The following is a 15,910-nucleotide window of genomic DNA, read 5'->3' on the forward strand; positions in this document are numbered from 1 at the left end:
GCCATTGAGTCCTTTTTCTTATCAGCACGGCAAGCGCCGCGGCATTTTCGCCAGCAAAGGAACCCTGAGTCATGCAAATACCCATTCCAGCCGGATTACAGACGCGCATGTGCGTGCTGGGTGACGACGTCCTCAAGGACATCCCCGCCATCTTGCGGCAGTACTGGCCCGGGAAGACGCCGAAGATCATTGCCGACGCGAATACTTGGGCGGCTGCCGGCCAGGCCGTGCAGGACATTCTCTGCGCCGCTGGCATGGCGCCGGCCGAGCCGCACATCTACCCGGCGCAGCCGATGCTGCATGGCGACTACCGCCATGTCGTGGCGCTCAAGCCGATTGTTCGCGGCTTGGTGCCGGTGGCAGTCGGTTCGGGCACGATCAACGACCTGGTGAAGTGTTCAAGCCACGAGGCCGGCACGGGCGGCTATTTATGCGTGGCGACGGCGCCGTCGGTGGACGGCTACACGTCGTCGGGCGCGGCGCTGGTGGTCGACGGCTTCAAGAAGACTGTGTCCTGCGATGCGCCGCTGGCCATTCTGGCGGACAACGCCGTAGTCAGCCAAGCGCCAATGCCCATGGTCGCTGCCGGCTACGCCGATTTGGCGGCCAAGATCGTCGCTGGCGCCGACTGGCATATTGCGGATGCCCTGGGCATCACGCCCCACGACCAGGTGACCTGGGACATGGTGCAGAAGGACCTGCGACAGTGGCTGGGCAATCCCCAGGGCATTCTTGAACGGCAGTCCGAGGCTATGGCCGGGCTCTTCCTGGGCCTGGCGGCGACGGGTTTTGCCATGCAGTATTACCACGAATCACGGCCGGCTTCCGGCGCTGAACACCTCTTCAGCCATATCTGGGAAATGGACGAAATCGAGGTGAACGGCGAGGCGCCTTCCCATGGCTTCAAGGTGGCCGTCGGTACGCTCTTGGCCACCGCGCTGATGGACGAGACATTCGCCTTGAGCGCCGATGCCATGCGCGCCTGCGCCGACGCGGCGCCGGAAGTGTCTCCCGCCGAGCGCCGGGCGCAAATTGACGCCTTGCTGGGCGGCAGTAGCTTTCATGTCGGCGCCATTGACGTCGCCATCGGCAAGCTTCTTACGGGCGCTGCGCTGCAGGCGCGCCGCCAGCAGATCATTGCTGCTTGGCCGCTCATGCAGCAGCGCCTGGAGCAGCAGCTCCTACCCTACGCTGAACTGCGCCGGCGCTTCCAGCTGCTGGGCTGTCCGGTCGAGCCGGCGGACATTGGGCTGGACGAAGCCGAACTGCGCAAGGGCGTCCTCGGCGCCGCCATGATCCGCAATCGCTATACCATCCTCGATTTGCTGTTTGAACTCGGACAGTTTGATGTTATGCTGGACAGGGTCATGAGCAAGGGATACTTTACCCGTTGGCTTCCCAAGGCGGAAAATCACCGCCGTGGTTTGTGAGACATAGTGTGTTGGGTGGGTTAACCAAACAAAGGAGTACAGGCTATGGAAAACAATGAACAGGGCCCCGTCATCAATCCCGTGGAAAATCCGGCGCCAGCGCCCGTGGAAGTGTCGAATGACGAAAAGACGATGGCGATGCTCGCCCACCTGTTGGGAATCTTCACCAGCTTCATCGCGCCATTGATCATCTTTTTGATGAAGAAGGACCAGTCGGCTTTCGTCGCCGAGGAAAGCAAAGAAGCGCTCAATTTCCAAATTATGATGGCTGTGGTCATCTACGTTGGCGGTTCATTTACTTGTGGCGTGCTGGCGGTAGTGGGCGGCATACTCACCTTGATTTGGGGTATCATGGCTTGCCTCAAAGCCCGCGATGGCATCCATTACAAATACCCTATCAATCTCCGCCTGATCAAATAACAACGGTGCAGGAACGTCCGTGGCGCGCGATTTACCCGCGCTACGAGAAGAGCGGACGGACCCGTCTGCTTGATCCGTCGGATCAGCCCGAGTCAATGTGGCGCCCTCCGGGCGCATGCTCTGGGGGGGCTTTTACCCCGGGTTGCGGCGCCTTCCAGGCGCCTCACCCGGGGATATGCATGGTGCGGCCCTCCGGGCCGAATCTGGGGCCGGGCGGCGGTGTTTTCGCGAGCCGATCGGACTGATCGGACCGATCAAGTCGGCGATCCGTCGGATCAGTCTGATCCGTCCGAGTAAATGTGGCGCCCTCCGGGCGCATGCTCTGGGGGGGGGGGCTTTTACCCCGGGTTGCGGCGCCTTCCAGGCGCCTCACCCGGGGATATGCATGGTGCGGCCCTCCGGGCCGAATCTGGGGCCGGGCGGCGGTGTTTTCGCGAGCCGATCGGACCGATCGGACCGATCTGACCGATCAAGTCGACGATCCGTCCGATCCGTCGGATATGTCCGCGATAATCAGAAAGACGATCGGACCAATGCTCTTAACTTACGATTTCCCTGGCGCCTGTTGTTTCAACCAAAACAGCCTTTTGTCTTCGCGGCATTTTATCGCCGCGAAGCGGCAGAAGCGCTGAAAGCGCGAAATATGACAGCCCAGGGCAAGCACGCTGAAAGCGTGCGCCGCCCTGGGTAAAACGCCAACTCTGGCCGTGTTCCTCGGCCTCTTTGGCCCCAGTCGGCGCAGCTGACTGGGGCCAAAGAGGCAATGGAACTCATTGACTGCTGCAGTATTGCGCGTTGCGACCCATCGTCGAAGGTCTTTTCGGCCGCGTGCAGTTCAGAAGCCGATATCGTCGGGGTGGTGGCCGGAATTGCCGAAGACGGGCAGGTCGTCGATGGTGGTCATATCGGCTTTGGTGATTTCGAAGTCGAAGACGTTCAAGTTGGCGGTGATGCGGGCGGGCGTCACGGACTTCGGAATGGGCAGGATGCCGCGTTGCAGTGCGAAGCGGATGCAGAGCTGAGCGACGGACTTGCCGTAGTGGCCAGCGATGACGGCGAGATTGGCGTCGTTCAGCAGGCGCCCGCTGCCCAGTGGGCTCCATGCCTGCACGAGGATATTGCGGTTTTGGCAGTAGGTGACGACGTTGGGTTGGGTGAAGCCGGGGTTGAATTCGATCTGGTTGACCATCGGCGTCACGGTAGCCGTTTGGGCGATCACTTCGAGATGATGGGGGTGGAAGTTGCTCACGCCAATGGCGCGGGCTTTGCCGTCGGCGAGGATTTTTTCCATCGCGCGCCAGGTCGCCTGGTTGATTTCCTCGCAGGAGTCGGGGAACTGCTTGGCGTTGGCGGGCCAGTGGATGAGGAAGAGATCGAGGTAGTCCGTACCGAGTCTCTGCAGGGACTCGTCGCAGGCGGCCAGAGCCGATTCGTAACCGCGCTGTTTGTTCCAGAGTTTGGTGGTGAGGAAAATTTGTTCGCGGGGGATGCCACTTTCGGCGATAGCGGCGCCGACTTCGGGTTCATTGCCGTAGGCGGCGGCGGTGTCGATGTGGCGGTAGCCGGCCTTCAGCGCGGCCAGCACGGCGGCGCGGCCAGCGTCGCCCTTGGCTTGCCAGGTGCCGAAGCCGATACAGGGGATGGTGTTACCGTTGGCCAGAGTGAATGTGTCAGTCGCTGAGTGCATATTGCTTAGCTCCATGGAGGTTCATGTAAACGAGGCCGCGCGGGTCGCGGCCGAGGGAAACAGCAGTTGACGCATAGAGCCGGCGTGGCACTTAACGCAGGGCAAAGGCCCGGATGAGCTTGCGCAGGTGCTCGGCGCAGCGCTCGATTGGCGCGTCCATGAATTTGTCAACCGGAATGAAATTGCCATTGGCGGCTTCCAGGTCGGCCTGCACGGCCTTGAGGAAGGTGTGTTGGAATTCGGTGGCGATATTGATTTTGGTGATACCGAGGGTGATAGCCTTCTGAACGTCTTCGAGGGGCGTGCCGGTGCCGCCGTGGAGGACCAGTGGCAGGCCCGGCAGGCGCTCGCCGATCTGGCGACAGAGTTCAAGATCGAGTTTCGGCGTCTGCTTGTAGTAGCCGTGGGCAGTGCCGATGGACACGGCCAGGGCGTCGACCTTGGTCGCAGCGGCAAAACGGCAGGTCTCTTCCACGTCGGACAGGGCCGTCGCATCGCCCATGGCGACATGGCCGATTTCGCCCTCGGCGGAGGCACCGACGGCGTGGGCAAGAGCGACGGCTTCGCTGGTGACGGCGACATTTTCGGCGAAGGGCAGGCGCGAGCCGTCCAGCATCACCGACGTGTAGCCCCAGCTGAGGGCGTTGCGGACCTGTTCGATACTCTCGCCGTGGTCCATGTGCACGGCTACCGGCTGGCTGCATTTTTCCGCCAGACGGATGAGCAGGCCGCCGAGGGCCTCGGCTTTGCCATTGCCAAACAAACGCGAGTAAAGCTGCAGGATGACCGGCGATTTTTCGGCCTCGGCGGCCTTGATGATCGCGACGGCGGTCTCGTAGTTGGCGGCGTTGAAGGCACCGATGGCACGGCCGGCTTTGCGCGCTGCAGGCAAAATCTCATTCATTGACACGAGAGACATGGCAAATCCTTTTCACGTTATGACAATAGACACGGCGGTCGACAAGCGTAGCAAAGCAGCCCAATTCACCCCGCGGCATTTTCCTGGTTCTGGCGACGAGGTACGAAGAAACTGACTGTTAGGAGTACCAAGCCCAGGACCGGAAAAATCCCAAATATAATGCTGATTGCCGCAATTTGCAGAAGAATGCTGCGAGAACGCAGTTTTGCCGGCAGCGCGCCCAGGCCCCTGCGCACGAAAACGAGTACTAGCGCACCCAGCAGCGCCGCAGTCAGCAGGACATAGGCGAACTGGCACAGGCCGGTCAGGGCCGCGCTGCTGACGGCGCGGCAGCGCAGGTCGCTGGCATCCCGCGGTGCCGAGAAGAAGAAGGTCTGCCAGCGGCCGGGGTCTTCCGCCGGCAACGCGACGTCGAGGCTGGCGAGATTGGCGCCGGCCGTCGGCGCCGGGGGCGCCGGCTGGCCCGCCATCCCAGGCGCGGCGCTGCCCAGGCCCATGTCACCGCCCAGTGCGACCAAGCCATCGGCGGGGGCTGCGGCGGCGCTCGGTGCGCTCATGCCGCCGCCCATGCCCATGCCCATGTCACCGCCCATACCCATCGCGGCGCCAGGCGCGCCCATGCCGCCGCCCATGCCGCCCATGCCGCCCATGCCGTCGGCGCTTGTCGCTTGGCGTTCCTGTCGGCGTTGTCCAGTCGCATCGGCGCGGGCATTTGTGATGCCCCGGCCGACTTGCTCCTTTTCAACCACTTTTGCGGCTGGTGGCGCCATGGATGGCGCGGGTGCGGCGGGTTTGGGTTGCGTCGGCTTGACCGGCTCGGTCGATTTCCAGCGGACCTCGGCTGCGGACTTGGCGGCTAACTCTTTTTTGGTGGCGGCGTTTTCGTCTGCGAGTTGGAAATCATCCTCGGCGGGCAGTGGCAGCTGGAACTGGTATTCGGTTTGGCGGCTGCCGTTGGCGAAGGCCAGTGCCTGCTGGGCATTGAGGGTTCTGAAGTAGCCTTTGATGTCAGTTTCGCCGCGCTGGCGGCTTTGCAGCTGGCTGATGGAGTCCATCTGCTGATTGAGGATACTGACGGCCAGTTGCGTTTGTTGTAGTGCTTCCTGGGGCATGGCCGCTTGAGTGCTGAGCTGTGATTGTTCCACCATGGCATTGAAGCCGCTGATGTTGCTCATGGCGCGCATCTGCGTGTATTTATCGCTGCTTTGCAGGGCGGCATTGAGGCGTTTGGCGACGCTGCCCTGGTAGTCCAGCTGGATGGCCTGGTAGGAATCGGCTTGGACGGGGTCGCCGTAGGCTCCGCTGAAGTCCAGCCAGCGGTATTCCCGCGGCAGGCGCAGGGACAGCTGCGAGCGCTCGACGTTGATGTTGTCCACCGTGATGAGCGGGAAGACCGTGCGGTGGAAGAGCCCGGGCGGGGGCAGAACGGCGCTGTATTTGAGCACGATTTGGTAATCGAGATCGCCTTCGGCGGTCTTGACCAGCGGTATCCATACCCGGTTGCCGGGCTGGTCATCGGCGATGACAGGCTTGATGAGCTCGCCGGCGACTTTCGCGGTCCAGAGCGTGGCGCCGGCGGGCAGGGTGATGACCAGGAACTGCTCGGTGCGGTTGTCCACGTGGAGGGTCAGTTCGCCGCGGCAGCGGCCCTGCGGGTCAAGCATAAGCAGCGATGACGCCAGGCCAATGCGGGCACCGGCGGTGCTGACGGTCTGGCGGGCCTTGACGGTGCAGAGCAGCGACGCGCTGGCGTCCTTGAGATCAAAGAACTGCAGGTTGTTGCCTTTGATCAGCGGCTGGAGAATGGGCGGGATCTGCCGGCTGCGGTCAAGCGGCGTGGCATTGACGAGCATGCTCGTGCTGATTTCATCGCGGCCGCGATTCTCAATGATGAGATAGTGCTTCAGCGCGACATCGCTTTGCGGCACCGTCACCGGCAGCTCGGCGTCTACGGCCTGGCGGTCGTGGCGGAGGAGAATGCGGGCGGTGCCGCTGATGGCGTCCTGGAAGACCAGCGTGAAGCGCACGCGGGCGCCGTCGACGATGGGCTCGATGCGCTGTGAGCGCAGCGCCGGGGCGTCAATATGGGCTTCGGCGAGATGGGCATCGGCAGTGAAAGAGAACTCGGGGAGGGCGCCGTCTATGCGCAGATCGAAGAGGACCGACTCTTCCAGGGCCGTGGGCGTGAAGGTGTAGCTGCTCAGACAGAAGCCCGTGACGACGCAGTCTTTTTGGCGGACGGCGATGCGCCCTTGGTAGGTGGCGTTCCTGGCGCGCAGGGCCAGCGTGGTGAGCGCGCGCGCTGCCGGCGGCAGCCAGCTGCTGAAGCTGTCGCGCAAAACCAACTCCATGCCGTCGAGCTGTTCGTCGTGCAGCTGGAAGACCGGCGGGCATTGTATAGCTAGGTCGGTATGCTGACTGGCGGCACCGAGGACCTGCACCTGCGGCAACGCAATGCTTTGGCCCGCCGCCAGCGCGTCGTTGGCTCGGGCGGCAAAATGCAGCTCGGTTTCCTGTGTCAAGCTGTGGCGTTTGTTGAGTAGCAGCTCCAGCAGCTGGGCGCCGTCGGCCGTGGGGGCGACGTGATAGGAGAGCAGCTCGCGGCCGCGGACGGCGTAGATGTCCATGCCGCCTGGCACGCGTAGGGACACTGTGGGCTGGAAGCGCCGACCGGCTTTGAGCGTCAACCGGCCTTCCAGGTTCCGGCCGGCCGGAGTCAGCTGCCAAATGAGTTGCAGGGTAGCATCGAGGCTCTTTGCGTAGGCCGCGATGTGGAAACGCAGTGGCGCCGCGACGCCGCTGAACTGCCAGGCTTCGAGGAGTGCGGGCGCATCGGGTGGCGGGAGAACGGGCGCGTCGTCGGGTGGCGGGGCGGGCTTCGTGTCCATGCCCGTGAGCAGCGGCTCGACGACCGCAGGCTCAATGCGGCTGACGCCGGCCGACGCATCCGTGCGGACTTCAAAGCCGCATTGGCGATTGACCAGCAGCGACACGTGGTGTCGGGCCGCGCCGGGCACTGTCAGGTCCGGGAACTGCAGGGTCTGCGCGGATGGATGGACGCCCGGGCCGGCCGCCGTCAGACGCAGCGCAAAGCTCTCTTCCTTGACGGCGGGTTTCAGCAGATGCACGCTGACGCGGGTGCGGCCGTCAACCGCGCGGCTTTCCCAGCCGCGGACATTCTTGCCCTCCAAGGCTTTGAGCCGGTAGGACGCCGGGAATTCGACGTCGAAGATGGATCGGTCCTGGTTTTGGAACTGGAAGCGCGGCTGCCAGAACACGTCCAACGCGCTTTCGCTGATGGTGAAATGCACGGCGGACTGGGCCACGAGGGTCGGGTCGATTTCATTGCGGGTGGCGAGGGTGCGCCATTGGAGATTGAAGAGCGCGCCGTCGCTGGCGCTGTCGAGAACGCTGCCGGCGGCGGCGCAGCGTTGCGTCCAGCTAAGACGTGGCGATTTGAACACGACCTCGCAGTCGGCCTGGGCCGTCTCGAAGCGTAGAGCGGCGGGGCCGGGCGCGGGTAGCGCCACGGCGGCGCAACGCCAGCCGCCCTGGCGGGTGACGGGCGTGCGCAGGGTGAAGGTGACTTTGTAGCTGCCGGCTTCTGCCAGGTAGATGCCCATGGCCTGTTGGCCGTCGTCTTCGCTCAGCCAGGCAGTGGCGGCGCGACCGTCGATGGCCAGATCGCCGGGAATGGCGTTGGTGTAGCGCAGCAACGGCAAGGCGTTGGGGCCGTGGGCGGGCACGTGCGCGTAGAGCGTCGCCTCAATGAGCAACGAATCGCCATCGCCAAGCACGGCTCGGTACTGCGCCGCTGAAAATAGCGCCTGCTGCGCGCCAGGCCGGGGCGGCTCAGCGCCAGTCAGCAGTTGCTGGTAGTAACCGTAGGGCAGGAGCAGGTTGTCCGTGGGGGAGGCCGGCGTGCCGCGATAGGGCACGATCACCGCGTCGGCAGGCATCGGCAAGGGCTCGGGGGCAATGAGCTGTACCGGCCGCGGCAAACGCGCATCGGCAGCGGCCGGGGAGGCGGCTTGAGGCGCGACCGAGGCTGGCTTCGCCGTCGGCGATGCGGCAACGGTGGCAGTCGTTGTGGGTGCGACTACGGGCGCGGCGCTCTCCTGCACGGATGCTTGCGTAGCGACTGGCGTTTGCGCCGCTACCGGCGCTTGCGCTTGCGCCGGCGCGGCCGCGCCGACGAGGAGCAGGGCGAGCAGCGCCGTGCCGGCGCTGCGGGCGGGCGCAGCGGGTGCAACACAGCCGGTGGCGCGCAGGATTGCGGCTAGTGCCGCGCCGGCGACAGCCACGCAGATATAGACCGCCAGGAGCACGAGCGCGGCGATGAAGAGCTCGTTGAGGACGATGGTGCTCATGGCCAGTGCGGGAATGCAGGGCACAAGACTGCAGAATAGCAGCCAGGCGGCCACATAGGCGAGCTTGCGTCGCCAGGAAAGCTGGAACCACGGCAGTAGCCCGCAGCAGATCAGCAATAGCACCAGGGCGCGGGTGACATTGCGCAAGGCCACGACATTGACCATGGTGACGCTGAGTTGGGGATCGTCGCCAAGACTGCGAAAACGACCTAGGCTGCCCTGGTTGACGATGGCGATGTCGAGGCTGCGGGTGGCTTCGGCGGCCAGCCAGCCGGCTTTGAGGCCGGCGCGGGCGAAGCTGTCACCGTCCATGTCGGCAAACCTGTAGCCGTCAATTTTCTTGCTTTCGCGCCTGGTTCGCCGATGGCTTTCCTCGCTTTTTTCGGCGAGTTCCGCGGCGGTGGACTCGCTTGGCGCGTCGATTTCGCCTGCTACCATGTAGTCCGCGCCGGCGATTTTTTCGATTGCCATGGCTTTACTCCGCGCGCTGCTTAGCGCCGGCATGAGCACGATGCCGATGCAGCCATGAGCGGGGTTGAGTCCGCCGGTGCAGCGGTAGAGGAAGCGGCCGATGGCTGGCGCAATCGGCGCCGGCGTTTGGCGATCGACAATGCTGACGCTGCCGCCGTGGGCGAGCAGCCGGTAGTTTTCCGGAAAGTACAGTCGCCAGTGGAGATTGGCGGTGGGTACGGTGCGCGGGACGCCGTCGTCGCCGTGGTAGCAGAGCTCGGGCAGGGCGGCGTGGGCGCGGCCGAGGAGCGCGAAGGACGCGGTGGGCAGTTCATAGATGACGGCCAGCTTGCGCTGTGACTGCGTTTGTGTCGACGGTGGCAGGGGCAGTAGCACCTCGCGGGCGTCGCTGGAGGCGCGCTGCGCCGTTGCGGGCTGGTCGTCGAGGGTAATAGCCCAGAGCACGGCGCCTTCGGGAAGGCGCAGAGTGATAGCGGGGAGATTGGGGTGCAGCGCGTAGGTGACGGCCAGTTGGGCGACGCCACGCGGCGACAACGCCATGACGGCGTTGCATGTCGCCGTCAGGCAGGCCGGCAGGGGATGCACGGCCTGGCGCTTGATATCCAGCGTCACCGTCGGCAGCTCATTGGTGTAGGCGTACACGCCGAGCAGGCGTTTCCCGGGCTGGGTCACAAAGGGCGCGAGCTCGCCGACGTCGATTTTGCGCGGCGGGTCATTGACGCTCACATCCAGCTCGGCGCCGCCCTCGACGGCGATGCGGCCGCTTTGGTAGGCCACGCCTTGCGCGCGGATCAGCGGCAGGGGCTCCTTGGCGCCATCGTGCTGGAAAGGCAGTTGGTAGGCGATCAGCAGATGCGCGCGGGTGGTTTCGCGGTCCAGAATGACCTTGCAGAGCATGCCGTCCGCGCTGTCCTGCTGCGAGTAGTCCTTCACGCCGGGCAAGCCGGGCCGGGCCGAGATGACGCTGAAGCCCGCAGGCGTACCGGCAGGCAGGAGAAAGGACAGCTCACGCAGGGGCGCCCGGTCGATGTTGGCCTGCAATTCGTGGGTGACGGCGATGTGGTCGCTGTGGACCTGGAACAGCGAGTAGGTCTCGGCTTTGAGCCGCGGCGAGGCGCGACGATAGGACAGAGTCAGGCGGCAGGATGGATCGCGATAGCTGTACACAAATGGGCAATGCTGCAGGTCGGGAAAGTCCGTCGCGCGTGCTGCCAGGCAACGCTCGGCCAGCGCCACTTCGGCGTGGAAGCCGTGCGGCAATGGGCGCAGGGCCAGCGTGCCCTGCTGTTCGCGGGCCTCAAGCACGCGGAACTGCGGAAAGGGCAGCTCGCGCGGTGCGTCCCAGGCATCGTGCCATTGCGGGGGCGTGTAGGTGAAATCCAGGGCCAGTTGCGCGGGCTGATCTGGCCAGATGCCATTGGGAAAGCGTATGATCAGCTGTTGCTGTTCGTTGACCTGGCTGGCGACAGCGACGTCCAGGCCGGGTTGCACGGCGGCGCGGACATCGGCGTTGGCCAGGAGCCAGCCGACCGGTACGGCCAGGGCAATCTGGAAGCAGGCTTCGAGCTCGGCGCGCAGGCTGATGGCGACGTGGCAGGACATGGCGTCTTCGCCGAAGGCCAGGGTGCTGTCAAGCGTGGCGTCCAAGGCCGGAGCCTTCTTGCTGACGATGCCGCTCAGGCTGAAATCACCGGGAGCAAAGGCGCTTACCCGGGGTAGCGCCGTGGTGGGGGCACCGGCGGTGGCCATGGGCTGCGGTAGCGGCCGTGGCCGGGAAATGGGGAAATGCAGCACGCCGTCGCTCAGCAGGGCGCTGAGGTTCAGGGTGGGGTCTGTCGCCACGCTGGGATAGTAGCAGACCTGCTGGCAGCCCAGAGGGCGGCAGACGGGGAATGACCACGGGCCCTGCGCGTTGGCCTGTGCCCGGAACAGACTGAGGCGGACAGTGACCCGCCCCTGCTGAGGACTGATGAAGCGCATGCTCAGCACCCGCTCCGCAGACAACGACCACTCGCTGAGCGCCGCCGCGCCGGAGCTCGTGACGTCAATGAGCTCAAAGCCGGCCGGGAGGAGCACCTGGCAGCCGGCAGCAGGTTGGTGCCGGATGTCGAAGTCAATGGCGGCCTGGAGTTGCTCGCCTGCCGGCAGGAGCTGGGACGCAAGCGCCGCCGTCGCGTAAATCAGACTCTCGCTCTGCTTGAAGCGATTGTTGAGGGTGAGGACAATTACTGCCGGCCCCAGGGGCGGATTGAGCTCAAAATGCGTCAGGTTCTTCTCAGCGTCGTAGTTGCGCGATAGGACGGTCGGGCCGGAGCGCATGGCGACATCGCCGGGGACGTCGAGGTCCAGCGTGGCTACTGCCGCCGGGGGTAGGGTCAGCGTCAGGGTGCGCGTCGCGGCGTCGGTGCTCACGGGCAACTCGCCTTGGCAGAGGAGCTCGACTGCGCCCGGGCCGTTCAACAGCAGGCTGACGCCGGCGCCAGCTGCCTCGGCGCTGGCCGGCAATGGCTGCCCCTTGCTGGCCAGATGCGTCCAGACAATGCCGGCCGTGGGCAGGGCCAGGGCGTGCTGGCCCTCGGCCAAGACGTCCGCGCGAGCCTGGCAGGACCAAAAGGCGCGGTTTTCGGCGACGACCAGGCGGTGCCGCGCCGAACTCAACAGCGCCGCTCGCGGCGGGCGGGATTCGTCCCGCGCGGCATTGGCGGCGAGCAGGCGGGTGAATTCCTCGCGAGAGATCATAGTGGCGCTGGGCCAGCTCTGCAGGAGGAGATGGAGGTCCTCCTCGGGGATGTATAACTCCCGGTCGGCCGGCGACGGCTGGGCTGGCGGCGGCGCGGGGCGTTCCGCCGCGATGGCGGCGATGGTCATAGTGACCGCAAGCAGCGCGATGACAAGAAACAGGGGCGCCGGCCGGCGTTGCCGGCGGCGGCATATCAGCTCAATGAGGGTGCGCATAGTCACAGCTCCTTCCTCTTAAGCAACCGGCGGATTTGGCGGACTCGGCGGACTCGGCGGGCTCGGCGGACTCGGCGGACTCGGCGGATTGTCGTGGCGAGCTCGGTTTTTGGCGGTCTGCCGCTTATGCTGGTACCAGCAGATGATGCCGAATGGCAGGGCGATGAGGAAGACCGGAATGAGCTCGGGAGTGTACGTGCAGAGCGCGAAGACAAGAAGGAAGATAGCAAGCACTATCAAGAGCTTGCCAGTGTTCGGCGGCAGTCCGCCGGCCTCGCCAGCGGGTTGCTGGGGACGTCGCCGCAGCCAGGCCAGGAACCAGATGATGGCGACGGTCAGTGCCGCGACCACCGACGCGTTGGAGATTATGCCGTAGCAGAAGCTCGGTGCGAAAACCGCCAGAAAGCCCATGGCGCTGAGCATGAAGCCCAGGACCAGCGCCCGCGTGAAGTAGGACGCTTTGAGCAGCAGCAGCCCGACCACCATGATGATGGCGATGAAGAGCGTCTTGCCTAGCCAGGCGGGCCACAGCAGCAGGTTCAGGGCACCGGCGGGGCCGACGGGCGGGTGCAGCGTCGAGTACAGCACGGGCTGGCCGTCAGTGACAAAGCTTTGCAGATTCTCGCGGCAGGCCTCGAATTGCGTCTGGTCGGCGCAGAGCCAGGTGATGAGTTCTTCGGCATGGCGTCGCGGGCGGGGGTGGACACTCATTACGCCTTGCAGCGCCCAGATATTTTCGTTGTTCCAGGGCCCCTTGCTGCCCATGATGCGGAGCTCTTTCGGTAGATAGACTGTCAGGTAGAGCTGCTGGGTGGCGGTGTCGTCGGGGAACTGTGGCAGCAGGAACTGGCCGCGGCTTTGGGGCAGAAGATAGCGCAGTTCGAGGAGGATGGGTTCGCCTTGGGCCTGGCTGGTGAGGGGGATGAAATACTGGCCGTCGCCGCCTTTTTCCAGGGGCACCGGGCGGTTATTGACCCGTGCGGGCGTGCTGTCGAAGACCACGTCCGGCGGCAGCTGCACTTCGAGGCGCTGGCGGACGCTGCGCATGGCGTAGGCCGCTTGCACGCTCAAGCTGCTGCTGCGCGTGTGGACCATGCGGATCAGGCCGCGCTCAATGCTGCTGCTCTTGACCTTCTCATGCTGATATCGCGTGACCCGCGCTTGCAGAAGCCATGGGCTGTGAAACTCGAAAGCGCGGGCGACCTGCGCGCTCTTGTTGGCTAGTTCCGGCAGTAGATTGAAGCGTGGATCAATCTGCAGCAGCTTCTCGGCTTTGCGGGGGCTGAGGTCCGTCATGTCATTTTTCGTGAAGACGATCTGGCCCCAGGAGCGGTTGACGCCGCTGACGATCACGCAGGGCACGTCTACGTCCTTGCTGCCGCCGACGGGGATGTCGCCCAGGTCGTCCGTCCAGCGCAGGACCACCACGCGTTTTTCGTAGAATTCGGCTTCGCCCTGGAGGCTGCAGGCCTGATAGCCCTCGGGATACTCGTCAGTGGTTTCCGCCAAGGGGCTGATGCGGAATGACGCGGGCAGCACCTGCAGCTTCGGCAGCAGGTCTTTCGGCACGCCAATCTGCAGCGCTTTGATGCCGCTGTACTGCACATCGACATTCAGCACGCACTCGACATTGAGTTGATTGCCGGACACCACCGACAGGTTGATGTGCTGGGTGACGGTGCTGTGCGGCGGCCGACGGTCGGCCGCCAGTAGCAGCAGCGGTTGCGCCGCTGGCGCCGAATAGCTGTAGGCCAACACCGGCTGCACGCGCAAAGATGGGCTGTCCGCCGGTGCGATTGGCACCGGGGCGTCGCTGCCGACGTCAACGCTGCGCAGATTTTCGCTGCGCACAGGCACGATCCGCAGGTGTGGCGGTGCGCTCACGCTGAGGCGGCCATTTTCCTGGTCGATATTCTCGCCGCCGAGGCGCGGCACGGCGATGCTCAGCTCGGCGGGTTTCTGGCCGTGGAGCAGCAGCGCCGGTTCGCTGAGCTCGCGTCGCAGCGTCAGGCGGATGCTGAACTCGGTGGCTTTTTGGCGGAAGTTGACGCGGAGTGGCCGGCGGCCAGCAACGGCATCTCCGAGATGCTGGTCGCTGATCTGTACCCCGGACAGGCCCTGGCAGGGCTCGATCTCAAAGCCATCAGGAATGTCCAGGTCCAGATGGAAGATGCCGGTTTGCAGGACCTTGACGCGGAATTCGCTTAGCAGCTGCAGGGCGTTTGGCATGACGACGGCCGTGCTGCTGGTTTCGGAACTGATCAGCGGTTTCAGTGGTTGTACTTTGTAGCGCAGTTGCCAAGGCAGCGCCGCGTACTGGTAGCAGGCGATAAACGGCCCTTTGTCTGCCATGCCGGGCGGCATGGCGCTCGGCGCCGCCTGCGTGAGGCCACGGCGTTCGCTGACCTCGGCCTTGAGACCGTCGCCCAAACGGATGGCGACATGGCCTTGCTGCCGCACGGCGCCGGGCAGGGCGACGGCGGGGATGTCCACCTGGCCATCGGCCAGCGTGCGTTCCATTTCCAGACGGACATTCTGCTCCTCTGCCACGGGCTCGTAGAGCTGGAGCTCCAGGCGCTGACCAGCGTCGTCGGCGCTGACATTCCATTCGCGGATATTGGGGTCGAAGACGCTGGTGACGCGGAAGCCGGCGGGTATGATCAAGGCGAGCTGTCGCACGGACGCGCGACTGATCCGGCAACGCAGGAGCGCCTGGGTGAAGAGCATGCCGTCGTCAATGCTATTGACCAGCTCGGCGCTGGTGTTGATTAAGGCTTCCAGGCCCTTGGCGCCCTCGGCCTTCGGCGTCCACGAGATCGTCCGCTGGGCGCCGCCGCTCAGGTGCAGGCGGAAGCGGCTTTGGCCGGCTTCGGCGGGGATCTTCTCCATGATCATGCGCGTCTGGTCGGCGGCGACTTTGGCGTCGGTTTCGGGAATGAGCAGCTCCCAAGTGCTGATGGGGCTGGCCGGCGGCTGGAAACGCAGGCTATTGATGCCGGGCTGCTTCTGGATGTCGCAGATGAAATCCATGCTGAGCGTGATGCTTTCGCGCTCCTCGCGCTCCTTGTGGTACAGCAGGGTGTAGCCGCTCTTGCTCTCGTAAATCAGTCGCGCTGCGTCCTCGCCGATGACCGCGCGCGTCACCGCGCAGCCCGGGAGGGCCAGCGGCAAGAGCAGCCAGCCGCGCTCGTAGAGGTCGATGGACAACGTGACCGTCACTCGCGCGTTCTGCTCCAGAACCGTCATGTCGCCGCGAATCGCTGTGATCAGCGCCGGCGCCGGCGGCTTCGGCGCCTCCGGATCGGGCTGGCCGTAGGCGCGCTGCCACAGCTGCTGAAATTCCGCATAGGGCAGAAATACCCCGCGCTGGTCCTTTTCAAAGATCTCCCATAGGCGTTCGTAGGGGAGATAGATGTTCTTCTCCGACGGCGGCGTTTTCTTCTTCGCCGCCTCCTGGGCAATGCCGACGAGGGCCGCAAGGAACAGGAAAACGACGAGAGAAAGGCGACATAGTCTGTCCATAGCCAGCTCCATAGGTTGCGACGACAGGGGGGAGGGGCGCGTGCCGCGGGCGTGTCGTCATGCCGCCACGCGGCTGCGGGCAGAAGCTACCATATTGCGCATTAATGACCACGCAAGAAAAAAAACACAGGCAGAA

6 protein-coding genes are annotated in these 15,910 nt (G+C 64.7%); 2 read left to right on the forward strand and 4 right to left on the reverse strand.

Annotated elements, in window-relative coordinates; translation table 11 throughout:
* The first annotated feature begins 71 nt into the window (after positions 1 to 71).
* The gene (locus J3R75_RS08665) at positions 72 to 1,430 is read left to right on the forward strand and encodes a sn-glycerol-1-phosphate dehydrogenase (protein WP_307261131.1); all 1,359 of its coding nucleotides are present in this window, start codon (positions 72 to 74) and stop codon (positions 1,428 to 1,430) included.
* A 45-nt stretch (positions 1,431 to 1,475) separates the two neighbouring features.
* Entirely contained in the window at positions 1,476 to 1,850 is a 375-nt protein-coding gene (locus tag J3R75_RS08670; RefSeq protein WP_307261132.1) for a DUF4870 domain-containing protein, read from the forward strand.
* 835 nt (positions 1,851 to 2,685) lie between these two features.
* On the opposite strand, the gene J3R75_RS08675 is transcribed toward J3R75_RS08670, so the two are convergent.
* From J3R75_RS08675 to J3R75_RS08690, 4 genes are all read right to left on the reverse strand, one after another.
* Positions 2,686 to 3,537 carry an aldo/keto reductase gene (locus tag J3R75_RS08675; RefSeq protein ID WP_307261133.1) on the reverse strand — a complete coding sequence of 284 codons (852 nt, stop codon included), beginning with the start codon at positions 3,535 to 3,537 and terminating at the stop codon, positions 2,686 to 2,688.
* A gap of 91 nt (positions 3,538 to 3,628) precedes the next feature.
* Complete coding sequence (locus J3R75_RS08680) at positions 3,629 to 4,456, reverse strand: class II fructose-bisphosphate aldolase (RefSeq protein WP_307261134.1); 828 nt, start codon at positions 4,454 to 4,456, stop codon at positions 3,629 to 3,631.
* Positions 4,457 to 4,521: 65 nt separating this feature from the next.
* Positions 4,522 to 12,252 (reverse strand): hypothetical protein, encoded by a 7,731-nt coding sequence (locus tag J3R75_RS08685; protein ID WP_307261135.1) that lies wholly within the window; start codon positions 12,250 to 12,252, stop codon positions 4,522 to 4,524.
* An 18-nt stretch (positions 12,253 to 12,270) separates the two neighbouring features.
* Positions 12,271 to 15,774, reverse strand: coding sequence for an APC family permease (locus J3R75_RS08690; protein ID WP_307261136.1), 3,504 nt, complete (start codon positions 15,772 to 15,774; stop codon positions 12,271 to 12,273).
* Positions 15,775 to 15,910 lie beyond the last annotated feature (136 nt).

Origin of the sequence: Oligosphaera ethanolica (assembly GCF_030814695.1) — a bacterium.
In the GTDB taxonomy this organism is placed as follows: Bacteria; Verrucomicrobiota; Lentisphaeria; order Oligosphaerales; family Oligosphaeraceae; genus Oligosphaera; species Oligosphaera ethanolica.